The organism is Acinetobacter sp. YH01010, assembly GCF_013420775.1.
Lineage (GTDB): Bacteria > Pseudomonadota > Gammaproteobacteria > Pseudomonadales > Moraxellaceae > Acinetobacter > Acinetobacter amyesii.
In genome coordinates this window covers 126,367-145,397 of the sequence record NZ_VOYF01000006.1, presented here as the reverse complement: position 1 = coordinate 145,397, position 19,031 = coordinate 126,367, and the positions used below count along the sequence as shown (strand labels likewise).

32 protein-coding genes are annotated in these 19,031 nt (G+C 43.2%); 5 read left to right on the top strand and 27 right to left on the bottom strand.

Annotated elements, in window-relative coordinates; genetic code table 11:
* Nucleotides 1-16: 16 nt before the first annotated feature.
* The 27 genes from rpsD to FTT77_RS07440 form a co-directional block, all read right to left on the bottom strand.
* Nucleotides 17-643: a 30S ribosomal protein S4 gene (gene rpsD, locus FTT77_RS07570; protein ID WP_078192454.1), complete on the bottom strand. Its 627-nt coding sequence runs from the start codon at nt 641-643 to the stop codon at nt 17-19.
* A gap of 12 nt (nt 644-655) precedes the next feature.
* Entirely contained in the window at nt 656-1,042 is a 387-nt protein-coding gene (gene rpsK, locus FTT77_RS07565) for a 30S ribosomal protein S11 (protein WP_001040166.1), read from the bottom strand.
* A 19-nt stretch (nt 1,043-1,061) separates the two neighbouring features.
* The gene (gene rpsM / locus FTT77_RS07560; RefSeq protein WP_078189269.1) at nt 1,062-1,418 is read right to left on the bottom strand and encodes a 30S ribosomal protein S13; all 357 of its coding nucleotides are present in this window, start codon (nt 1,416-1,418) and stop codon (nt 1,062-1,064) included.
* A 107-nt stretch (nt 1,419-1,525) separates the two neighbouring features.
* Nucleotides 1,526-1,642: a 50S ribosomal protein L36 gene (gene rpmJ, locus FTT77_RS07555; RefSeq protein WP_000867907.1), complete on the bottom strand. Its 117-nt coding sequence runs from the start codon at nt 1,640-1,642 to the stop codon at nt 1,526-1,528.
* A 20-nt stretch (nt 1,643-1,662) separates the two neighbouring features.
* Complete coding sequence (secY, locus tag FTT77_RS07550) at nt 1,663-2,982, bottom strand: preprotein translocase subunit SecY (protein WP_171263746.1); 1,320 nt, start codon at nt 2,980-2,982, stop codon at nt 1,663-1,665.
* Nucleotides 2,983-3,027: 45 nt separating this feature from the next.
* The gene (rplO, locus tag FTT77_RS07545; protein ID WP_078189271.1) at nt 3,028-3,468 is read right to left on the bottom strand and encodes a 50S ribosomal protein L15; all 441 of its coding nucleotides are present in this window, start codon (nt 3,466-3,468) and stop codon (nt 3,028-3,030) included.
* A gap of 3 nt (nt 3,469-3,471) precedes the next feature.
* Entirely contained in the window at nt 3,472-3,648 is a 177-nt protein-coding gene (gene rpmD / locus FTT77_RS07540; RefSeq protein ID WP_005012961.1) for a 50S ribosomal protein L30, read from the bottom strand.
* Nucleotides 3,649-3,654: 6 nt separating this feature from the next.
* Nucleotides 3,655-4,152 carry a 30S ribosomal protein S5 gene (gene rpsE / locus FTT77_RS07535; RefSeq protein ID WP_067762902.1) on the bottom strand — a complete coding sequence of 166 codons (498 nt, stop codon included), beginning with the start codon at nt 4,150-4,152 and terminating at the stop codon, nt 3,655-3,657.
* 2 nt (nt 4,153-4,154) lie between these two features.
* Nucleotides 4,155-4,505, bottom strand: coding sequence for a 50S ribosomal protein L18 (rplR, locus tag FTT77_RS07530; protein WP_067762903.1), 351 nt, complete (start codon nt 4,503-4,505; stop codon nt 4,155-4,157).
* Between the two features lie 14 nt (nt 4,506-4,519).
* Nucleotides 4,520-5,053, bottom strand: a complete 534-nt coding sequence (rplF, locus tag FTT77_RS07525) for a 50S ribosomal protein L6 (RefSeq protein ID WP_078189272.1) — start codon at nt 5,051-5,053, stop codon at nt 4,520-4,522.
* A 13-nt stretch (nt 5,054-5,066) separates the two neighbouring features.
* Nucleotides 5,067-5,462, bottom strand: coding sequence for a 30S ribosomal protein S8 (gene rpsH, locus FTT77_RS07520; RefSeq protein WP_078189273.1), 396 nt, complete (start codon nt 5,460-5,462; stop codon nt 5,067-5,069).
* A 12-nt stretch (nt 5,463-5,474) separates the two neighbouring features.
* Nucleotides 5,475-5,780, bottom strand: a complete 306-nt coding sequence (gene rpsN, locus FTT77_RS07515) for a 30S ribosomal protein S14 (protein WP_067762906.1) — start codon at nt 5,778-5,780, stop codon at nt 5,475-5,477.
* 9 nt (nt 5,781-5,789) lie between these two features.
* Nucleotides 5,790-6,326 carry a 50S ribosomal protein L5 gene (gene rplE, locus FTT77_RS07510; protein WP_067762907.1) on the bottom strand — a complete coding sequence of 179 codons (537 nt, stop codon included), beginning with the start codon at nt 6,324-6,326 and terminating at the stop codon, nt 5,790-5,792.
* A 15-nt stretch (nt 6,327-6,341) separates the two neighbouring features.
* On the bottom strand, nt 6,342-6,659 hold the full coding sequence (gene rplX / locus FTT77_RS07505; RefSeq protein WP_078189274.1) for a 50S ribosomal protein L24: 318 nt from the start codon (nt 6,657-6,659) through the stop codon (nt 6,342-6,344).
* Nucleotides 6,660-6,668: 9 nt separating this feature from the next.
* Nucleotides 6,669-7,037 (bottom strand): 50S ribosomal protein L14, encoded by a 369-nt coding sequence (gene rplN / locus FTT77_RS07500; protein ID WP_005012978.1) that lies wholly within the window; start codon nt 7,035-7,037, stop codon nt 6,669-6,671.
* Between the two features lie 89 nt (nt 7,038-7,126).
* On the bottom strand, nt 7,127-7,384 hold the full coding sequence (rpsQ, locus tag FTT77_RS07495) for a 30S ribosomal protein S17 (RefSeq protein WP_078189275.1): 258 nt from the start codon (nt 7,382-7,384) through the stop codon (nt 7,127-7,129).
* Complete coding sequence (gene rpmC, locus FTT77_RS07490) at nt 7,381-7,578, bottom strand: 50S ribosomal protein L29 (protein WP_005012982.1); 198 nt, start codon at nt 7,576-7,578, stop codon at nt 7,381-7,383. The genes rpsQ and rpmC overlap by 4 nt, the downstream gene beginning before the upstream one ends.
* The gene (gene rplP, locus FTT77_RS07485; protein WP_068909575.1) at nt 7,578-7,991 is read right to left on the bottom strand and encodes a 50S ribosomal protein L16; all 414 of its coding nucleotides are present in this window, start codon (nt 7,989-7,991) and stop codon (nt 7,578-7,580) included. The genes rpmC and rplP overlap by 1 nt, the downstream gene beginning before the upstream one ends.
* A gap of 3 nt (nt 7,992-7,994) precedes the next feature.
* Nucleotides 7,995-8,747 carry a 30S ribosomal protein S3 gene (rpsC, locus tag FTT77_RS07480; protein ID WP_078189277.1) on the bottom strand — a complete coding sequence of 251 codons (753 nt, stop codon included), beginning with the start codon at nt 8,745-8,747 and terminating at the stop codon, nt 7,995-7,997.
* Between the two features lies 1 nt (nt 8,748).
* Nucleotides 8,749-9,078 carry a 50S ribosomal protein L22 gene (rplV, locus tag FTT77_RS07475; protein WP_035265103.1) on the bottom strand — a complete coding sequence of 110 codons (330 nt, stop codon included), beginning with the start codon at nt 9,076-9,078 and terminating at the stop codon, nt 8,749-8,751.
* 11 nt (nt 9,079-9,089) lie between these two features.
* Nucleotides 9,090-9,365, bottom strand: a complete 276-nt coding sequence (gene rpsS / locus FTT77_RS07470) for a 30S ribosomal protein S19 (RefSeq protein ID WP_004281508.1) — start codon at nt 9,363-9,365, stop codon at nt 9,090-9,092.
* A gap of 19 nt (nt 9,366-9,384) precedes the next feature.
* Entirely contained in the window at nt 9,385-10,209 is an 825-nt protein-coding gene (gene rplB / locus FTT77_RS07465; protein ID WP_078189278.1) for a 50S ribosomal protein L2, read from the bottom strand.
* An 11-nt stretch (nt 10,210-10,220) separates the two neighbouring features.
* A complete protein-coding gene (gene rplW, locus FTT77_RS07460; RefSeq protein WP_005012992.1) occupies nt 10,221-10,541 on the bottom strand; it encodes a 50S ribosomal protein L23 in 321 nt (106 codons plus the stop codon).
* Nucleotides 10,538-11,140 carry a 50S ribosomal protein L4 gene (gene rplD / locus FTT77_RS07455; RefSeq protein ID WP_078189279.1) on the bottom strand — a complete coding sequence of 201 codons (603 nt, stop codon included), beginning with the start codon at nt 11,138-11,140 and terminating at the stop codon, nt 10,538-10,540. Before rplD ends, rplW begins: the two co-directional genes overlap by 4 nt.
* Before the next feature lie 11 nt (nt 11,141-11,151).
* On the bottom strand, nt 11,152-11,790 hold the full coding sequence (gene rplC / locus FTT77_RS07450; RefSeq protein WP_078189280.1) for a 50S ribosomal protein L3: 639 nt from the start codon (nt 11,788-11,790) through the stop codon (nt 11,152-11,154).
* Nucleotides 11,791-11,849: 59 nt separating this feature from the next.
* Nucleotides 11,850-12,161 (bottom strand): 30S ribosomal protein S10, encoded by a 312-nt coding sequence (gene rpsJ / locus FTT77_RS07445; protein WP_000070912.1) that lies wholly within the window; start codon nt 12,159-12,161, stop codon nt 11,850-11,852.
* A gap of 268 nt (nt 12,162-12,429) precedes the next feature.
* On the bottom strand, nt 12,430-13,167 hold the full coding sequence (locus tag FTT77_RS07440; RefSeq protein WP_180026055.1) for a type 1 glutamine amidotransferase: 738 nt from the start codon (nt 13,165-13,167) through the stop codon (nt 12,430-12,432).
* A gap of 158 nt (nt 13,168-13,325) precedes the next feature.
* Here FTT77_RS07440 and FTT77_RS07435 point away from each other — a divergent pair, with 158 nt between their 5' ends.
* From FTT77_RS07435 to yihA, 5 genes are all read left to right on the top strand, one after another.
* Entirely contained in the window at nt 13,326-14,528 is a 1,203-nt protein-coding gene (locus FTT77_RS07435) for a PLP-dependent transferase (protein ID WP_180026056.1), read from the top strand.
* A 14-nt stretch (nt 14,529-14,542) separates the two neighbouring features.
* Complete coding sequence (locus tag FTT77_RS07430) at nt 14,543-16,126, top strand: helicase HerA-like domain-containing protein (protein WP_180026057.1); 1,584 nt, start codon at nt 14,543-14,545, stop codon at nt 16,124-16,126.
* 150 nt (nt 16,127-16,276) lie between these two features.
* The gene (gene hmpA, locus FTT77_RS07425) at nt 16,277-17,485 is read left to right on the top strand and encodes an NO-inducible flavohemoprotein (RefSeq protein ID WP_180026058.1); all 1,209 of its coding nucleotides are present in this window, start codon (nt 16,277-16,279) and stop codon (nt 17,483-17,485) included.
* A gap of 86 nt (nt 17,486-17,571) precedes the next feature.
* A complete protein-coding gene (locus FTT77_RS07420) occupies nt 17,572-18,015 on the top strand; it encodes an Rrf2 family transcriptional regulator (protein WP_078192461.1) in 444 nt (147 codons plus the stop codon).
* 85 nt (nt 18,016-18,100) lie between these two features.
* Complete coding sequence (gene yihA / locus FTT77_RS07415; RefSeq protein WP_180010522.1) at nt 18,101-18,961, top strand: ribosome biogenesis GTP-binding protein YihA/YsxC; 861 nt, start codon at nt 18,101-18,103, stop codon at nt 18,959-18,961.
* The last annotated feature ends 70 nt before the right edge of the window (nt 18,962-19,031 follow it).

Sequence of the window (19,031 nt, the reverse complement as noted above, 5' to 3'; positions counted from 1 at the left end):
ATTGCTACCTCAAGGATTATTTAGAATACAATTCTACAATCAAGCTTTCGTTGATTTCAGCAGGTAAATCAGAGCGATCTGGTGCAGCTTTGAATGTACCTTCCAATTTAGAATGATCAATTTCAATCCAAGATGGAATGCCACGTTGAGTCGCTAACTCAACTGCGTTTTTAATACGCAATTGTTGTTTAGCACCTTCGTGAACCGCAACAACGTCACCAGCTTTAACTTGGATAGACGCGATGTTAACACGACGACCATTTAAAGTGATTGAACGGTGAGATACAAGCTGACGAGCTTCTGCACGTGTAGAACCAAAACCCATGCGATAAACAACGTTATCTAGACGGCTTTCAAGAAGTTTCAACAAGTTTTCACCTGTTGCGCCTTTAACACGAGCAGCTTCTTTGTAGTAGTTACTAAATTGACGCTCTAAAACACCGTACATACGACGTACTTTTTGTTTTTCACGTAATTGTAGTGAGTACTCAGATTGTTTGCCACCACGAGCGCCACCATGTTGGCCAGGTGCTTTAGCAGCTTTTTTTGTTTTGACGTCAAATGGTTTAACGCCAGATTTTAATTGCAGGTCTGTCCCTTCGCGGCGAGAGAGTTTGCATTTTGGACCAATATAACGAGCCATGAATGTTTCTCCTTACACGCGACGTTTTTTAGGTGGACGGCAACCGTTGTGCGGGATTGGCGTCACATCGGTAATGCTGTTAATTTTATAACCCACTGCACCTAAAGCACGAACCGCAGATTCACGACCTGGACCAGGACCTTTTACAAGGACGTCCAAGTTTTTCAAACCGTAATCTAAAGCAGCTTTACCAGCAACCTCAGCAGCTACCTGAGCAGCAAACGGAGTTGATTTACGTGATCCACGGAAGCCTTGTCCACCAGAGGTAGCCCAAGCCAGTGCATTACCTTGACGATCGGTAATAGTCACAATGGTGTTATTAAAAGAAGCGTGAATGTGTGCAACACCTTCAGAGACGGTACGAGTGACCTTCTTGCGTGTGCGAGTATCTTTAGCCATCTTTTAGCTTCCAGAAATCTTATTTCTTAATAGGTTTGCGCGGACCTTTACGGGTACGTGCGTTAGTTTTGGTGCGTTGACCACGGACAGGCAAGCTGCGACGATGACGAAGACCGCGGTAGCAGCCTAAATCCATTAAACGTTTAATGTTCATGGAAATTTCGCGACGTAAATCACCTTCGGTAGGAACCTTAGTAACTTCTGCACGAATCGCATCAAGCTGAGCGTCATCTAATTCACGAATTTTAGTTGTTGGTGCAATACCAGCAGCAGCTAAGATAGCTTTTGCAGTGTGGCGACCAATACCAAAAATGTACGTTAGAGAGATAACAGCATGCTTGTTATCCGGAATGTTTACACCGGCAATACGAGCCATTCAATTTTCTCCAAAAAGGCAGTTAAGATAATCAACCGCCCGACAAAATCTTTGAGGGGCGGATAATAACCTAATTAGCCTACTGAAATCAACAGGTCTTGATCAGATTAACCTTGACGCTGCTTATGACGAGGTTCTGCGCTGCAAATTACGCGAATAACCCCATTACGACGGATAACTTTACAGCTACCACAAATTTTCTTTACAGAAGCTTGAACTTTCATAATGAAACCTCTAAGTGCGCTTATCCTTTCGGATGAGCAGTCGTTTTACGCATTAACGATTGATTGTCATATTGATGCGATGTGAGATGAGCTTGAAGCTGAGCCATAAAGTCCATCACCACCACCACTACGATCAGTAAAGACGTACCACCTAAGCTAAATGGAATACCAAATGAACTTTGTAGAATCATCGGCATTAAACAGATGATTGTGATATAAACCGCGCCAATAAAAGTCAAACGATTCAAAATATGATCTAAATAGCGTGCAGTTTGCTCACCAGGACGAATACCCGGTACATAAGCACCACTACGTTTTAAATTCTCTGACACTTCTTTCGGGCTAAATACTAGCGCAGTATAGAAGTAACAGAAGAAGATAATTAATGCGCCAAATAGCACCAAATACATCGGTTGACCCGGCGACAATACGAGTGCCAAATCTTGTAGGCCACGTTTAATCACGCCAGCATTTGGATCTGCGCTGCCTACCCATTGCCCTAAGCTCGCTGGGAACAATAGCAATGAACTAGCAAAAATTGCAGGAATCACACCCGCCATATTAATTTTTAATGGCAAATGTGTTTGCTGGGCAGTAAATACACGACGACCTTGTTGTTTTTGAGCATAGTTTACCGGAATACGACGCTGCGCCTTCTCAATAAACACAATTGCTGCTAACACTGCAACAGACAGCAATGCAAAAATTGCAAGACCAATTAAACTTGATTGGCCATTATCTACTGAGGTTAAAGATTGCAGAACCAAGTTCGGCAAACCAGCAACAATACCAGCGAAGATGATCATGGAAATACCATTCCCTACTCCACGCTCTGTAATTTGCTCACCTAACCACATCAGGAACATTGTACCTGCAACTAAAGAAGTTACAGCAGGAACGTAAAAAGCAAGTCCACTAGTCAAAGTAATATTTTGACTAATCAGACCTGCACACATCCCAACAGCTTGCACAAGTGCAAGAAACAATGTGCCTTGTCGCGTATATTGATTGATCTTACGCTTACCTTGTTCGCCTTCTTTCTTTAAAGCTTCCAGCGAAGGAACAACCGTAGACATTAACTGCACAATAATCGATGCAGAGATATACGGCATAATCCCAAGAGCAAGAATTGACATACGCTCTAATGCACCACCTGAGAACATGTTAAACAAACCAAGGATCGTACCTTGGTTTGCATTAAACAGATTCTCTAGTGCGGCATTGTTAATGCCCGGTACTGGAATATGTGCTCCCAGTCGAAAAACCAACAACGCCCCGATGAGGAACATCATACGGCGAATAATTTCACGATATTTCACATGAAAAGGTTGGCCTTTCATCATGTTAACATGACCTGTCGAACTAGGAGTCATAGACACTGGGGATTACTCCTCGACTTTACCGCCAGCAGCTTCAACAGCAGCTTTAGCGCCTTTAGTCAATGCAACACCTTGAACAGTGAATGCACGAGTAATTTCACCAGAAAGTACGATGCGTGCACGCAACATATCTTTACGTACAACGTTAGCAGCTTTTAAAGTTTCAAGAGACACGATGTCGCCTTCAACTTTAGCAAGTTCTGATAAACGTACTTCAGCAGTTTTCAAAGCCATTTGGCTAGTGAAACCGAATTTAGGTAAACGACGGTATAACGCAGTTTGACCACCTTCGAAACCAGGACGTGTACCACCGCTCTTACGTGAGTTTTGACCTTTGACACCACGGCCACCAGTCTTACCAACGCCAGAACCGATACCACGGCCTAAACGAAGGTTGTCACGCTTAGCACCTTCTGCAGGTGCAATTGTATTTAAACGCAGAGTCATGGCTTATTCCTCTACACTAACCATATAGTAAACTTGGTTGATCATACCACGGTTAGAAGGCGTATCTTGCACTTCAACTGTATGACCAATACGACGCAGACCTAAACCTTTAAGGCTAAGCTTGTGATTTTTCAAGCGGTGCGATGAAGATTTAGTCTGGGTAACTTTAATCGTTTTCATGATTGATTACCCTTGAATTTGTGCTACTGATAAACCACGTTTCGCAGCAACTTTCTCAGGAGAAGTCATATCACGCAAACCGTTAAAAGTTGCGTTTACTACGTTAGCAGCGTTAGTAGAACCATAACACTTAGTTAATACGTTACGTACACCTACAGCTTCTAAAACTGCACGCATAGCGCCACCAGCAATTACACCAGTACCTTCAGAAGCAGGTTGCATGTAAACGCGGCTTGCACCGTGACGAGCATTGATAGGGTGCTGAACAGTACCGTCAACAAGGTCAACAGTAATCATGTTGCGACGAGCAGCTTCAAGTGCTTTAGAAATAGCAGCTGGAACTTCACGTGCTTTACCACGACCAAAACCTACGCGACCATTACCATCACCCACAACAGTTAATGCTGTGAAAGAGAAGATACGACCACCCTTAACAACTTTGGCTACACGATCAACGGCAACCAGCTTTTCAACAAGACCTTCGTTTTGTTCAACTTTAGCCATGATTAGAACTCCAAGCCGTTTTCACGAGCAGCATCAGCCAAGGCTTTGATACGACCATGATATTTGAAACCAGAACGGTCAAATGCAACTTTAGTTACACCAGCCGCTTTAGCACGTTCTGCAATTAAAGCACCAACTTTCTGAGCCGATTCAACGTTACCAGTAGTACCAGCACGTAGAGTAGCGTCTAAAGTAGAAGCTTGCGCTAATACTTTGCCACCATCTGCAGAGATAACTTGAGCATAGATGTGACGCGGAGTGCGGTTTACACACAAACGAGTCGCACCCAATGCACGGATGTGCAAGCGTGTGCTTTTCGCACGACGCAAACGGGATTGTTTCTTTTCGTTCATAAGAACCTCGCGCCTTATTTCTTCTTAGCTTCTTTACGAAGTACAACTTCGTCAGAATAACGAACACCTTTACCTTTATAAGGCTCTGGCGGACGGTAACCACGGATTTCTGCAGCAACTTGACCTAATTTAGCTTTATCAGCAGATTTAAGTACAATTTCAGTTGCAGTAGGAGTTTCTGCAGTTACACCTTCAGGAAGGTTGTAGTCGATCGGGTGAGAGAAACCAAGGTTAAGGTTAACAATGTTACCTTTAACCGCAGCTTTATAACCAACACCGATAAGCTGTAACTTACGTTCGAAACCTTCGTTAACACCTTTTACAAGGTTGTTAAGCACAGCGCGAGCAGTACCAGCTTGCATCCAAGCATCTTTAGATTCAGCTTTAGGAGCAATAACTAGAGTACCGTCTTCCTGTTTTAGCTCGACCAGCGCATGCAGGTTGAAAGACAATGTACCTTTGCTGCCTTTCACTTCGACCTGCCGGCCGTTCTGAGTAACTGTAACACCGTTAGGTACAGTTACTGGGGCTTTAGCCACACGAGACATGAGGAATCACCTATTAAGAAACAAAAGCAATAACTTCACCACCGATACCTGCAGCACGTGCAGCGCGATCAGTCATGATGCCTTTGCTTGTAGAAACAATTGCAATACCTAAACCTTGCTTAACGCTAGGAAGTGCATCTTTACCGCGATATTGACGTAGACCAGGACGGCTTACGCGTTTCACAGTATCGATAACTGGTTTGCCTTCGAAATATTTTAAAGTAATCGTTAAAGTCGCTTTGCCTTCATTGTCAGCAACAGCTACATCAGCGATATAACCTTCTTGTTGAAGTACGTTAGCAATCGCAACTTTCAACTTTGAGTTTGGCATAGAAACAGTTTGTTTCTTTGCCATTTGTGCGTTACGAACACGTGTTAGCATGTCGGCAACGGTATCTTGCATACTCATTTATAGTGCTCCTTACCAGCTTGCCTTAACAACGCCCGGTACATCACCTTGCATTACTGTTTCACGTAATTTGTTACGGCTTAAGCCGAACTTACGGAAGTAACCATGAGGACGACCAGTTAAACCACAACGGTTACGTAGACGTACTGGAGACGCATTACGTGGTAATGCTTGAAATTTCATCATCGCTTCGAAACGTTCTTCGTCTGATGCATTAACGTTTGCGATAATTGCTTTTAATTCAGCACGTTTCGCAGCGTATTTAGCAACAGTAGCTTCGCGTTTCAATTCGCGATTAATCATACCTTTCTTAGCCATATCGACCTCTTATTTGAACGGGAAGCCGAATGCACGCATAAGCGCACGGCCTTCGTCATCGGTGCGAGCAGTCGTAGTGATGGTAATGTCCATACCACGAATACGATCAATCTTATCAAAATCGATTTCAGGGAACATGATTTGTTCCTTAAGACCCATTGAGTAGTTACCACGACCATCGAATGATTTCGCAGAGAAACCACGGAAGTCACGGATACGAGGGATCGCGATAGAGATCAAACGGTCTAAGAATTCGTACATACGTTCGCCGCGTAAAGTAACTTTACAGCCGATCGGCCAACCATCACGGATTTTGAAACCAGCGATAGATTTACGAGCTAAAGTAAGTACTGGTTTTTGACCAGCAATTGCTTGCATATCAGAAAGAGCGCCATCTAACAATTTCTTGTCAGCTGATGCAGCACCAACACCCATGTTGATGGTGATTTTTGTAATGCGAGGAATATCCATCACATTCTTAACGCCCAATGTTTCTTTTAATTGAGCCTTAAGTTCGTCGTTGTAACGCGTTTTAAGTCTGGCCATTGCCTAGTCAACCTATTACTTCGCTACCGCCACTGATTCACCATTAGATTTGAATACGCGAGTTTTCACGCCTTCAATCACTTGGTAACCAACACGGTCAGCCTTTTGGGTTGTAGCATTAAAAATTGCCACGTTAGAGATATGAAGCTCAGCTTCTTGAGTTACGATGCCGCCTTCAGCGCCAGTAGCTCGGTTAGGCTTTTGATGCTTCGTTACCAAGTTAAGGCCTTCAACCTTAACACGGTCATTTGAAACAGACAAAACAGTACCTTGTTTGCCTTTTTCTTTACCTGCGATCACAATTACTTGATCGCCCTTTTTAATCTTAGCCATGAGTGCCTCTTATAGAACTTCAGGAGCCAATGAAATAATTTTCATGAACTGTTCAGTACGAAGTTCACGAGTCACTGGTCCGAAAATACGAGTTGCAATCGGCGCTTTGTTGTTGTTCAAAATAACAGCTGCGTTATCGTCGAAACGAATAACTGAACCATCTGCACGACGGATGCCGAATTTTGTACGTACAACTACAGCATTCATCACGTCACCTTTTTTAACACGTGCACGTGGAATAGCTTCTTTTACAGTAACTTTAATAATGTCGCCAACAGAAGCATAACGACGATGTGAACCACCAAGTACTTTAATACATTGTACGCGGCGAGCACCACTGTTGTCTGCTACGTCGAGCATACTTTCGGTTTGAATCATTGCCCTACTCCAAAACCGAGCATCACCGGTCGCAATTTCGAAAGGCTCAAAGAGTACTCGAAATTGACCGATGATGCAAGAACGTTTAATTACTCAGCAGCAGCTTCAACAACTTCAACTAAAGTCCAAGACTTAGTTTTAGAAATTGGGCGGCTTTCTTTGATGCTTACTACGTCGCCAACTTTAGCAACATTATTTTCATCATGAGCGTGTAATTTAGTTGAACGGCGGATTGATTTGCCATACAACGGGTGTTGAACGCGGCGTTCGATAAGAACAACGATAGACTTGTCCATCTTGTCGCTAACTACTTTACCGGTTAACGTGCGAACTGTTTGTTCACTCATTGTCCGTTCCCCTGTTTTTCGGTAAGGAGGGTCTTAATACGAGCAATTGTCTTACGAGTAAGCGCAACTTCGTGCGATTTACCCAATTGACCAGTTGCTTTCGCCATACGAAGACGGAATTGGTTAAGCTGTTGCTCATCAAGCAAAGCTGTCAACTCTTCTACCGACTTTTCACGTAGATCATTAGTTTTCATTACATTACCGTCCGAGTCACGATAGTGGTTTTAAACGGAAGTTTTGCAGCAGCAAGCGTAAACGCTTCGCGAGCAAGTTCTTCGTTAACACCATCAATTTCGTACAAGACTTTACCTGGTTTGATTTGGCAAACCCAGTATTCCACAGAACCTTTACCTTTACCCATACGAACTTCTAATGGTTTTTCAGTAATTGGTTTGTCTGGGAAAACACGGATAAAGATCTTACCACCACGTTTAATACGACGGCTGATTGTACGACGCGCTGCTTCAATTTGACGTGCGGTCATTTGACCACGTTCAACTGATTTAAGTGCAATAGTACCAAAAGATACTGAGCTACCGCGATGTGCTAGACCAGTGTTACGGCCTTTTTGCACTTTACGGAATTTAGTACGTTTAGGTTGTAACATGGATTATTCTCCTTTTTCAGCAGAACGATCATTGCGACGACCACGACGCTCTTGACCTTCACCACGACCACGGCCACGTTTAGCTGGACGTTCTTCAGCTGGAGCTGGGTTCATGACTTGTTTCATGCCGCCCAAGATCTCACCACGGAAGATCCATACTTTAACGCCGATCGTACCGTAAGTAGTCTCAGCACGCATAGTAGCATAGTCGATGTCAGCACGAAGAGTATGAAGAGGTACACGACCTTCACGATACCATTCAGTACGAGCAATCTCAGCACCACCTAGACGGCCTGAAACTTCTACTTTGATACCTTTAGCACCAGCACGCATAGAGTTTTGAACCGCACGCTTCATAGCACGACGGAACATTACACGTTTTTCTAATTGAGAAGCGATTGCTTCAGCAACTAAACGAGCGTCTAAATCTGGGCGATCGATTTCGTTGATACTTACTTGCGCAGGAACACCCATAATGGCTGTTAATTCGCGTTGTAATTTCTCAATGTCTTCGCCTTTTTTACCGATCACGATACCAGGACGTGCAGTGCTAATAGTTACTTTAGCTGCGCCTGTAGGGCGTTCGATAAGAATATTGCTTACCATCGCATTCTTAAGTTTTTTAGTTAAAAACTCACGAACTTGAAGATCTTTTAGCAAATATTCAGCATATTGTTTCGGATTCGCATACCAGTTAGCGTTATGACGTTTCACAACACCTAGGCGGATACCGATTGGATGAACCTTCTGACCCATATCAAACCCCTACCTTAACGGTAATGTGACAAGTACGCTTAGTAATACGATCTGCACGGCCTTTAGCACGTGGCAAAATACGTTTCAGGCTCATGCCTTCATCAACGTAGATCGTAGAAACTTTAAGGTCGTCTACATCTAAACTGTTATTGTGTTCAGCGTTTGCAATCGCAGATTCCAATGCTTTTTTAACTAAAACTGCAGCTTTTTTGTTGCTGAAGTTTAAGATATTTAAAGCATGCGCAACAGATTTGCCGCGAATTAGGTCTGCAACCAAACGTGCTTTTTGTGCCGAGATAGCGGCACCGCGTAATTTAGCAGTTACTTCCATCATAGCACCTATTAACGTTTAGACTTCTTGTCAACACCGTGACCACGATAGGTACGAGTTGGCGCGAATTCACCTAATTTATGACCAACCATATGCTCAGATACGATCACTGGAACATGGTTACGGCCATTGTGTACAGAAATTGTTAGACCAACAAAATCCGGTAAGATCATCGAACGACGCGACCAAGTTTTGATCGGCTTACGGTTATTAGCCGCGATAGCCGCTTCAACCTTAGCGAACAAGTGCGCATCGACGAATGGGCCTTTTTTCAGAGAACGAGGCATTGTCAGATTCCTTTACTTGTTACTTAACGCGACGGTCGCGAATGATCATCTTAGTCGTACGCTTGTTGGTACGTGTTTTGTACCCTTTAGCTTTTTGACCCCATGGACTTACAGGTTGAATACCTTTGTTACGTCCTTCACCACCACCATGTGGATGGTCTACTGGGTTCATCGCCATACCACGTACGGTAGGACGAACGCCACGCCAGCGTGATGCACCTGCTTTACCAAGTGAACGAAGGTTGCTTTCTGAGTTAGAAACTTCACCTAACACAGCACGGCATTCAACGTGTACTTTACGCATTTCGCCTGAACGAAGACGAATGATAGCGTAAGAACCGTCACGACCCAACAATTGAGCAGATGTACCAGCAGAACGTACTAATTGTGCGCCTTTACCGATTTTAAGCTCGATGTTGTGAAGAGTAGAACCGATAGGCATGTTGCGAAGTGGCAAGCAGTTACCTGGACGGATTGGAGCATCGTTACCAGATTGAACTTGATCACCAGCGCGAAGGCCTTTAGGTGCAATAATATAGCGACGTTCACCGTCAGCATATTTCAATAAAGCAATATGAGCTGTACGGTTTGGATCGTATTCAATACGCTCAACTACAGCAGGGATGCTGTCTTTGTTACGTTTGAAGTCTACGATACGGTAGTGCTGTTTATGACCACCACCAACGTGACGAGTTGTAATGTGACCGTTGTTATTACGACCGCCAGTACGTTTTTTAGCTTCAACCAACGGAGCATATGGCGCGCCTTTGTGAAGGTGGTTATGAACCACTTTCTCTACAAAGCGACGTCCTGGAGACGTTGGCTTACATTTTTGAATCGGCATAATTTTCGTCCTTATTCCGCTGCGTTTTCAGCGGTATCGCCCAAGTCAGCCATTTCAACATCTTGGCCAGCTTTCAGGGTGACGTATGCTTTTTTAACATCAGAACGACGTCCTAATGTTTTACCAAAGCGTTTAGTCTTACCTTTAGTGATCGTTGTGTTAACTTTAACAACTTGAACACCAAATAGTTGCTCAACAGCTTTTTTGATTTCAAGTTTGTTTGCATCTAGTGCAACTTTGAACACTTGAACACCAGCAGTTTCGCCTAAAACTTGTGCTTTTTCTGAGAATACAGGTCCTTGTAGGACTTGATAGATACGTTCGTTGTTCATCCGAGTTCTACCTCAATTTTCTTAGCAGCAGCAACAGACATAACAACTTTATCGAACGCGATCAAGCTAACAGGATCGATTGCAGCAGCATCAACCACATCAACGTGTGGAATGTTGCGAGCAGCAAGATACAAGTTCTCATCAACAGCATCTGTAACGATTAATGCACGAGGTGCATTCAAGTCGTTAAGTTTTGCAAGCAATTCTTTAGTTTTTGGAGCTGCAACAGCAATCTCTTCAACTAAAACAAGGCGATCTTGACGAACAAGCTCAGCCAGGATGCATTGCATAGCACCGCGATACATTTTACGGTTTACTTTTTGAGACCAGTCTTGTGGACGAGCAGCAAAAGTTTTACCACCGCCAACCCAGATTGGGCTACGAATAGAACCAGCACGAGCGCGGCCAGTACCTTTTTGACGGAAAGGTTTTTTACCACCGCCAGAAACGTCAGCACGTGATTTTTGCGCTTTAGAACCTTGACGACCACCAGCTAAGTAAGCTGTAACAACTTGGTGTACAAGAGCTTCGTTAAAATCACGACCAAACGCAACTTCAGATAACTCAACAGCAGAGCCGGAAACAGTATTTAAATTCACGTTATTTCCCCTCAGGCCTTGATAGTAGGACGAACAGTAACGTCGCCACCAGTAGCACCAGGAACCGCGCCTTTAACAACTAGAACTGAACGTTCTGCGTCGATAGCAACGATTTCAAGACCCTGTGTAGTTACACGTTCAGCACCTAAGTGACCAGGCATTTTTTTGCCTTTGAACACGCGACCAGGAGTCTGGTTTTGACCTGTAGAACCGATAACACGGTGAGATACAGAGTTACCATGTGTAGCGTCTTGAGTACGGAAGTTCCAACGCTTAACACCACCTTGGAAACCTTTACCTTTAGATGTACCAGTAACGTCAACAATTTGACCCACTGTAAACACATCCACACCGATAGTTCCGCCAACTTCACGACCTTCAAGATCAGCTTCTGTAGCGCGGAATTCTTGAACTAGACGACCAGCAGCTACACCAGCTTTCGCAAAGTGACCTTTCTGAGCGTTAGTTACGCGAGATTCGCGACGTTCACCAGTAGTGATTTGAATCGCTTGATAACCATCAGTTTCAAGCGTTTTGATTTGTGTGATGCGGTTAGGATCAACCTCAATCACTGTTACAGGTACAGAAACACCAGCATCTGTAAAGATACGTGTCATACCGCACTTGCGACCGACTAAACCAATAGCCATGTGCATAAACCTCTAAAAAAGCGGCCTAATTAACTTAGAGCGTTAATTAACCGAAAGCCTTAACCCAAAGCGATCTGAACATCAACACCAGCTGCAAGATCTAACTTCATCAATGCATCAACAGTTTTATCTGTAGGTTGAACGATGTCGATCAAACGTTTGTAAGTGCGGATCTCGTATTGGTCACGCGCATCTTTGTTAACGTGTGGTGATGTTAAAACGTTAAAACGTTCGATACGTGTAGGCATCGGGATTGGACCACAAACTTGTGCGCCAGTACGTTTTGCTGTTTCTACGATTTCTTGAGCTGATTGATCAATTAGACGGTGATCAAAAGACTTAAGACGGATACGAATTCTCTGGTTAGACATACCAGTTAACTCCAAGCCAAATATATAAAGAATCACCCTTGACGCATCTCACCCCACTTTAAAAGAGGCAAGTGTCAAGAGCAGTGAAATATCACTAAGGTCACGATCGATGCCGCGACTGTCACGATGTTAACTACTTTTTTCGTAGCCAACCCCCTTCATCAAAGGGTCGCCCATTATAGCTATTGTTTACTGCATAAGCAAATCTCTTTTGCTGTTTTTCTTATATTTTTCATTTTTTATGCAAGATCAATTGCTTAACTTTTAATCAATAGGCATTTTTTCTTAATACATACTCTATTGCTTGGTTTAGTATTTGATTTCCCTCAATAAATTTGTTTTTTGCGCTTTTCCGTAGATCATGTACTGGCTGTACAGATGTTCCTGAAAAAAATGCCACCTCTTCATCATTTTCCAAAAATAAATCGAGTACTTCAGGGGTAATTTCAGGATGAAATTGAAAGCCCAAAACATTTTGCCCGATTTGATACATTTGATTACGACATGCATCATTTTCCGCCAGTAATACCGCTCCTTTGGGAATTTCAAATGTTTCACTGTGCCACTGCATGACTTTAAACTCTTCAGGTAGTTTGAAACAGTCATGCGGTACGTTAGCGACCTTACGGATGGTCGTCCAACCCAATTCTTGTTGTGCATTTCGACTCACTGCACCGCCCAAAGCATTAGCAATCAATTGCCCACCTAAACAAAGCCCGATTGCGGCTTTACCGAGGGCCAAATAGCGTCGCAGCCAACGCTTTTCTATTTTTAACCATGGGAAATTTGCTTCATCATTTACACTCATGGTCCCACCCATAATGATAAGTAAATCGACATCTTCAACATGCGGCAAAGCCTCGAGATCTAGGGCTTGATCGACAGGTAATGCAAAGAATTCTGTGGCCGTAATTTTGGCCTGATGCTGTTTTAAAAATTCATAACAACTGCCGAACCCTTCGCCAGCAATATGCTGAAAATAATGTACTTTTAAATGCGACTTCATGCGCTAAACCTATTGTTGTTGCTCTGATATCGGTTTTGCAAGAATGAAGCCAACTTTGCTTTTCACTTAATTTTCTATACAAAAGCATCGTAAATCCATGCGTTTTAGTCGTATTCTTTTGAACATTCATTATTATTTTGATCATTTCAGAGCGCCACGTGAAAAAGAATCCTCAAACTGAACTCATTCATGCACCAAGAATGGCACCGCAATACATCAATAGTGTTCAACCTCCCCTGTTTCGTGCATCCACTATAATTTTCGAAAATACAGATGCGCTATTTAATCGCCATTGGACCGATGATTATGACTATAGCTATGGCACGCATGGTACCCCCACGACATTTACCCTAGGCGATCAGCTTGCTCAGATTGAAGGAGGCTTGTATCACTTACTTGCACCAAGCGGTTTGTCTGCAATTAATTTGGTCAATTCATGTTTTTTAAGTCAAGGGGATGAGGTTTGGGTCGCAGATAATATCTATGGCCCAAATATGGAACATCTACGCAACCTAGAAACCCACTACGGTATCGTGGTCAAGGTTTATAACCCGATTGATGTCAACTCATTCACACCTTCAGCGCAAGCCAAGCTTATCTGGTTAGAAGCGGCAGGTTCTGTCACTTTAGAGTTTCCAGATTTAGTCGGCTTGGTCAAAAAAGCCCAAGCCCACAACATTCTCACTGCACTGGACAATACTTGGGGAGCAGGACTTGCCTTTAATGCTTTTGATTTCAGTGCTGAGCATCTGAGTGTCGATATCAGTGTACATGCCTTGACCAAATACCCAAGTGGCGGCGGGGATATTTTGATGGGTTCGATAATTACACGAGATAAAAAGCTTCATCACAAACTGTTTCGTGCGCACGCCATTCAAGGCATTAGTATCTCTGGTGATGACGCCGCGCAAGTACAACGCAGTCTGGCTTCTATGCGCCTTCGCTATGAACACCAGTCACAAAGTGCTTTAACTTTATTAAATTGGCTAAAACAGCAACCAGCCTTTGTACAGGTTTTACATCCTGCTGATGAAGCTTCCGCAGGACATCAGTATTGGAAAGAAATTTGTACAGAACAACACAGTGCCGGCTTGGTCAGCGTGGTATTTAATGAAAAATATAGCCTGCAAGATGTACGCCGCTTTTGTGATGCACTTAAACTATTTAAGCTCGGTTTTAGCTGGGGTGGCCCAGTCAGTTTAGTGATGCTATATAACTTAAAAGATATGCGTGTACTCGAACATTCACATATTCAAGCCGGCTTACTGGTTCGCTTTTGTATAGGACTAGAACATCCTGCAGATTTAATACAAGATATAGAAAACGCACTACAACATTTAAATAAACAGCAACTCGAATAAATACAGGAACATCTATGGGTACACCAATTATTATTGGCAAAAAAACACAAGACACCACACAAGATGTGGTGCTTCATTCACAATTTGCAAACCGCCATGGTTTGATTGCTGGGGCCACAGGTACTGGTAAGACGGTGACGTTGAAGGTGTTGGCAGAAAGTTTTTCTCGGCTGGGTGTACCTGTATTTTTAGCCGATGCCAAAGGGGATGTTTCTAGCCTTGCCAAAGCAGGTGAAAGCAATCCTAAGTTTGACGAACGAATTAAAAGTTTAAATATCGAGAGCATTCCTTTTGCTGCCTCCCCTGTGGTGTTTTGGGATTTGTTTGGTGAACAAGGACATCCCATTCGCACCACCATTTCTGAAATTGGTCCACTTCTCCTTGCCAGAATTCTGAATTTAAACGACACGCAAGAAGGCGTGTTATCTGCGGTCTTTCGTATTGCCGATGATCAGGGCTTATTGCTCATCGACTTTAAAGACTTAAAAGCCATGATTAGCTACGTCAGTGAACATGCAGCTGAATTTAAAAATGAATATGGCAATTTATCGCCTGCAAGTTTAGGTGCAATTCAACGTAATTTGCTTGCCTTGGCAGATCAAGGCGGTGACAAGTTCTTTGGTGAGCCTGCGCTCAATATCATGGATTTCATTCAAACGGATGCACAAGGTCGTGGCAACATCAACCTGCTTGCCGCTGACAAGTTAATGAATACCCCTAAGCTCTATGCGACCTTCTTACTTTGGATGCTGTCAGAACTGTTTGAACAATTGCCTGAAGTTGGAGATATGGATAAACCCAAACTGGTGTTCTTCTTCGATGAAGCGCATTTATTGTTTGATAATGCCAGCCCTGCTTTACAAGAAAAGATTGAACAAGTGGTTCGTCTAATTCGCTCTAAAGGCGTCGGGATTTACTTTGTAACGCAAAATCCACTTGACCTACCCGAGAGTGTTTTAGGACAACTAGGTAACCGCGTTCAGCATGCGCTACGTGCATTTACCCCAAAAGATCAGAAAGCCGTAAAAACCGCAGCAGATACTTTCCGAGCCAATCCTGCATTTCAAGTCGATCAAGTGATTACGGAGCTAGCTGTAGGTGAAGCACTGATTAGCTGTCTAGATGAACAAGGCACACCCCAAATCGTTGAGCGTGCTTGGGTGATGCCACCCTACTCTTCATTTAATCCAATTGCTGTAGATGAACGTAAAGCACTCATGGCAAATAGCGTTGTCGCAGGTGTGTATGACACCGAAGCAGACCGTGAAAGTGCCTATGAACTTTTGCAAAACAAAGTGGCCGAACGCCAACAACAAACCATCCAAGCGGAACAAGATAAAATAGAAGCCAAAGAGCAAGAAGCCTTGGCCAAACAAAAAGCCAAGGAAGCGGATGCACTCGCTAAACAGCAAGCGCGTGAACAAGAACGCCTTGCACGCGAACAACAAAAAGACGCTGAGCGCTCAGCCAAACAACGTGAAAAACTGATTCAAGACACTGTAGGAACTTTTGCAAAAAGTGCAGCACGCAGCTTGGGTGGGTCGACAGGTCAGAAAATTATCCGTGGCCTCTTAGGTTCTCTCTTCGGCAAGAAATAATCTAAAAGCCCAATTAAAAAGTACAAATTTATGGAATCTTTTTATATTCCATAATTTTTTTATGGTTTTTACTAAAACATGTATTGCGCGGATGTATTTAAAAATGTATTTTAAATACATCTTATAAATAACAGCCATGAGAGATCAGCTATGACTCCGCAGCAAATTGACCTAGTAAAAGCTACTGTTCCTGTTCTACGTGAAAATGGTGTCGCGCTGACTGGTTACTTCTATAATCGTATGTTGGGCAATAACCCTGACCTCAAAGAAACCTTTAACATGGGACATCAGCGCAGCGGTGCTCAGGCACAAGCCTTGGCGGGTGCTGTATTGGCTTATGCTGAAAATATTGAGGACCCATCTGTACTTTTACCAGTTGTAGAATTAATTGCGCATAAACATGTGAGTCTTAACATTCAAGCGCCAGACTATAATATTGTCGGCGAAAATTTGCTGCACTCGATCAGTGAAGTATTAAGCATTTCAATGGAAGATCCACTGATTGCCGCTTGGGCAGCAGCATATGGACAATTGGCAGACTTGTTTATCAGCACTGAAAAAGCGATTTATGAGCAACATCAGCAAACTAAAGGCAGTTGGTTAGGTTGGCGTAATTTCAAAATCGCGAAAAAAGTGGCTGAAAGTGATGAAATCACCTCATTCTACCTTGAGCCTTCTGATGGTGGTGATTTACCAAAATATGAAGCAGGTCAGTACATCTCTGTACGTGTATTGGTCGATGAGCTGGGTCTAAAACAACCACGTCAATATACACTGTCGACCAACCCACAAGACAACTACTTACGTATCTCTGTAAAACGTGAAGATCAGAAAGGTGACTTGGTTCCAGGTTGGGTATCAAATACACTGCATGGCTTGGAGATCGGTTCAGAAATCGAAGTGTCTGCACCAACAGGTAATTTCTTCCTGATTGATTCACAAAAACGCAATGTCTTTATCAGTGGTGGTGTAGGTCTAACACCAATGATTGCGATGCTAAATCAGTTGGTGACTTTAGACATGCCACAACCTGTAACATTTATCCATGCCTGCCGTAGCAAACAAGTGCATGCAATGCATAAACACATTCAGGATTTGGAAGCAAAATACCCACGTCTTAGCACCTTTACAGCGTATGAGTTCCCTCATGCTAATGATAAATTAGGTGAAGATTATGATGCTGCTGGTCGTCTAGACTTAGGCAGCATGGATACTGCACTGTTACCGATCAATGCGGATTATTACCTTTGCGGTCCAATGCCATTTATGGCTGAACAACAGAAAGCTTTAATTGCTCGTGGTATTCCTGCTAGCAATATTCACAGCGAAGCTTTCGGCACTGGTGGTGTAAAACACTAACTAAGCTATTCACCTGAAATACAAAGGGTTAGTTTAGTTATGCTAGACTAGCCCTTATTTATTTCTCTCAGACTCACAGTATTATCATGCAACTCAATAAATTCACCGATTATGCATTACGCATTTTGCTCTATATCGCACGTCCTCGTGATGTGCCTTATAACATTGCTGAAATTGCAGAAGACCTGCACGTTTCGCGTAATCACTTGGTGAAAATTGTGCATTTTATGGCAAAGCAAAACTGGTTAATCACCAGCCGCGGCAAAGGTGGCGGCATCCGCCTTAACCCTGAAGCACTTGAGGCTCAGCTCGGTCAAATCGTACGGATTTTGCAAGGTAATCACCAGATTGTTGAATGCAATGACCCACCCTGCGTACTGCGCAGTCAGTGTGGTTTAAAAAGCATTTTAGACCAAGCTTTAGAACAGTTTTATCAAAGTCTCGATCAGTACAAACTTGCCGATGTCTTGCAACCAAGCAGCGCATCTAAATTTACAACACAATCTCCGATTCAAATGATCAATCTCTAATTTCACTTTGCCTGCGACAAAATTCGCTTGCCTGCCCGACTTCCTTTATAATGCGTGTTGTTAAATCAGTTATTGAAGTTGGGTTATGCATCAGCACAGAGGAAAATCACGAAACAGTAAAGCGGCCAATGCGCCGAAGCAAAAGATTACTTATGAGAAAAAAGTAGACTCTGCGATTACTGAATATGCTGTGCGCTCGCTCAACTGGCTACGCAAAGCTGAGTTCTTAATGAGTGCGCCTAAACTCAACCTCTGCGTTGAAGATACCGGCTATGAAATTGCCTTTGCTGGCCGCTCCAATGCGGGTAAGTCAAGTGCCATTAATGCGCTCACTAACCAAAAACAATTGGCTCGTGCGTCGAAAAAACCGGGTCGGACCCAAATGATCAACTTTTTCAGTTTAGGAAATCCTGATCAACGTTTGGTCGACTTACCGGGTTATGGCTATGCCGCTGTACCTGAAGCGATGAAAATCGTGTGGCAAAAAGAGTTAGAAAACTACCTGATACACCGTGAAAGTTTACAAGGTCTTGTGCTGTTGATGGATATCCGTCATCCACTACAACACTTTGACGTCATGATGTTGGAATGGGCACATTCTCGTAAATTGTTCGTGCACGTACTGCTCACCAAATCAGATAAATTAAACCGTGGCCCAGCCTCTAAAGCACTACAAGAAGTGAAAGCAGCATTGAAAAAAATGAAGCTGAACTTCTCTATCCAATTGTTCTCATCATTGAATAAACAAGGTTTAGAAGAGTTAGCGAGTGTCATGGCGGGTCGTCTTAACTTCACTCTAGAACAATCGACAGAGTTTGATCTTGATAGCATTCCTGAAGCATCGGAAGATGATATTGAAATCGATGCAGATGCGGAAGCATTCGATGACGTCGACACTACATCTGAAGATTTACCCCAAGCTGAAGGCAAAAATTCAGACCACTAATCCAGTAATTTTAAAGTCAGCGCAAGGATGATTGTCTGACAAAAAGTATCATCTGAAGATAATGAAATGT

Bases quoted from the DNA above. Each gene is read 5' to 3' on its own strand.
- rpsM (WP_078189269.1), bottom strand. From the start codon at position 1,418: ATGGCTCGTATTGCCGGTGTAAACATTCCGGATAACAAGCATGCTGTT.
- rpsH (WP_078189273.1), bottom strand. From the start codon at position 5,462: ATGAGTATGCAAGATACCGTTGCCGACATGCTAACACGTGTTCGTAAC.
- rpsN (WP_067762906.1), bottom strand. From the start codon at position 5,780: ATGGCTAAGAAAGGTATGATTAATCGCGAATTGAAACGCGAAGCTACT.
- rpsQ (WP_078189275.1), bottom strand. From the start codon at position 7,384: ATGAGTGAACAAACAGTTCGCACGTTAACCGGTAAAGTAGTTAGCGAC.
- rpsS (WP_004281508.1), bottom strand. From the start codon at position 9,365: ATGCCTCGTTCTCTGAAAAAAGGCCCATTCGTCGATGCGCACTTGTTC.
- FTT77_RS07430 (WP_180026057.1), top strand. From the start codon at position 14,543: ATGGGTACACCAATTATTATTGGCAAAAAAACACAAGACACCACACAA.
- rpsD (WP_078192454.1), bottom strand. From the start codon at position 643: ATGGCTCGTTATATTGGTCCAAAATGCAAACTCTCTCGCCGCGAAGGG.
- rplN (WP_005012978.1), bottom strand. From the start codon at position 7,037: ATGATTCAAACCGAAAGTATGCTCGACGTAGCAGACAACAGTGGTGCT.
- rplC (WP_078189280.1), bottom strand. From the start codon at position 11,790: ATGGCTATTGGTTTAGTCGGTCGCAAGTGCGGTATGACACGTATCTTT.
- rpsJ (WP_000070912.1), bottom strand. From the start codon at position 12,161: ATGTCTAACCAGAGAATTCGTATCCGTCTTAAGTCTTTTGATCACCGT.
- rplB (WP_078189278.1), bottom strand. From the start codon at position 10,209: ATGCCGATTCAAAAATGTAAGCCAACGTCTCCAGGACGTCGCTTTGTA.
- rplP (WP_068909575.1), bottom strand. From the start codon at position 7,991: ATGTTACAACCTAAACGTACTAAATTCCGTAAAGTGCAAAAAGGCCGT.
- rpmJ (WP_000867907.1), bottom strand. From the start codon at position 1,642: ATGAAAGTTCAAGCTTCTGTAAAGAAAATTTGTGGTAGCTGTAAAGTT.
- rplF (WP_078189272.1), bottom strand. From the start codon at position 5,053: ATGTCTCGTGTGGCTAAAGCCCCAGTAACTGTACCTAACGGTGTTACA.
- rplO (WP_078189271.1), bottom strand. From the start codon at position 3,468: ATGACTCTGCGTTTAAATACAATTGCACCTGCAGAAGGTGCTAAGCGT.
- rplE (WP_067762907.1), bottom strand. From the start codon at position 6,326: ATGGCCAGACTTAAAACGCGTTACAACGACGAACTTAAGGCTCAATTA.
- hmpA (WP_180026058.1), top strand. From the start codon at position 16,277: ATGACTCCGCAGCAAATTGACCTAGTAAAAGCTACTGTTCCTGTTCTA.
- rplR (WP_067762903.1), bottom strand. From the start codon at position 4,505: ATGAACGAAAAGAAACAATCCCGTTTGCGTCGTGCGAAAAGCACACGC.
- rplV (WP_035265103.1), bottom strand. From the start codon at position 9,078: ATGGAAGTAACTGCTAAATTACGCGGTGCCGCTATCTCGGCACAAAAA.
- yihA (WP_180010522.1), top strand. From the start codon at position 18,101: ATGCATCAGCACAGAGGAAAATCACGAAACAGTAAAGCGGCCAATGCG.
- rpmD (WP_005012961.1), bottom strand. From the start codon at position 3,648: ATGAAAACGATTAAAGTTACCCAGACTAAATCTTCATCGCACCGCTTG.
- rpsE (WP_067762902.1), bottom strand. From the start codon at position 4,152: ATGGCTAAAGTTGAACAAAACGAAGGTCTTGTTGAAAAGCTGGTTGCC.
- rpsK (WP_001040166.1), bottom strand. From the start codon at position 1,042: ATGGCTAAAGATACTCGCACACGCAAGAAGGTCACTCGTACCGTCTCT.
- secY (WP_171263746.1), bottom strand. From the start codon at position 2,982: ATGAAAGGCCAACCTTTTCATGTGAAATATCGTGAAATTATTCGCCGT.
- FTT77_RS07440 (WP_180026055.1), bottom strand. From the start codon at position 13,167: ATGAAGTCGCATTTAAAAGTACATTATTTTCAGCATATTGCTGGCGAA.
- rplW (WP_005012992.1), bottom strand. From the start codon at position 10,541: ATGAACAACGAACGTATCTATCAAGTCCTACAAGGACCTGTATTCTCA.
- rpmC (WP_005012982.1), bottom strand. From the start codon at position 7,578: ATGAAAACTAATGATCTACGTGAAAAGTCGGTAGAAGAGTTGACAGCT.
- FTT77_RS07420 (WP_078192461.1), top strand. From the start codon at position 17,572: ATGCAACTCAATAAATTCACCGATTATGCATTACGCATTTTGCTCTAT.
- rplX (WP_078189274.1), bottom strand. From the start codon at position 6,659: ATGGCTAAGATTAAAAAGGGCGATCAAGTAATTGTGATCGCAGGTAAA.
- rpsC (WP_078189277.1), bottom strand. From the start codon at position 8,747: ATGGGTCAGAAGGTTCATCCAATCGGTATCCGCCTAGGTGTTGTGAAA.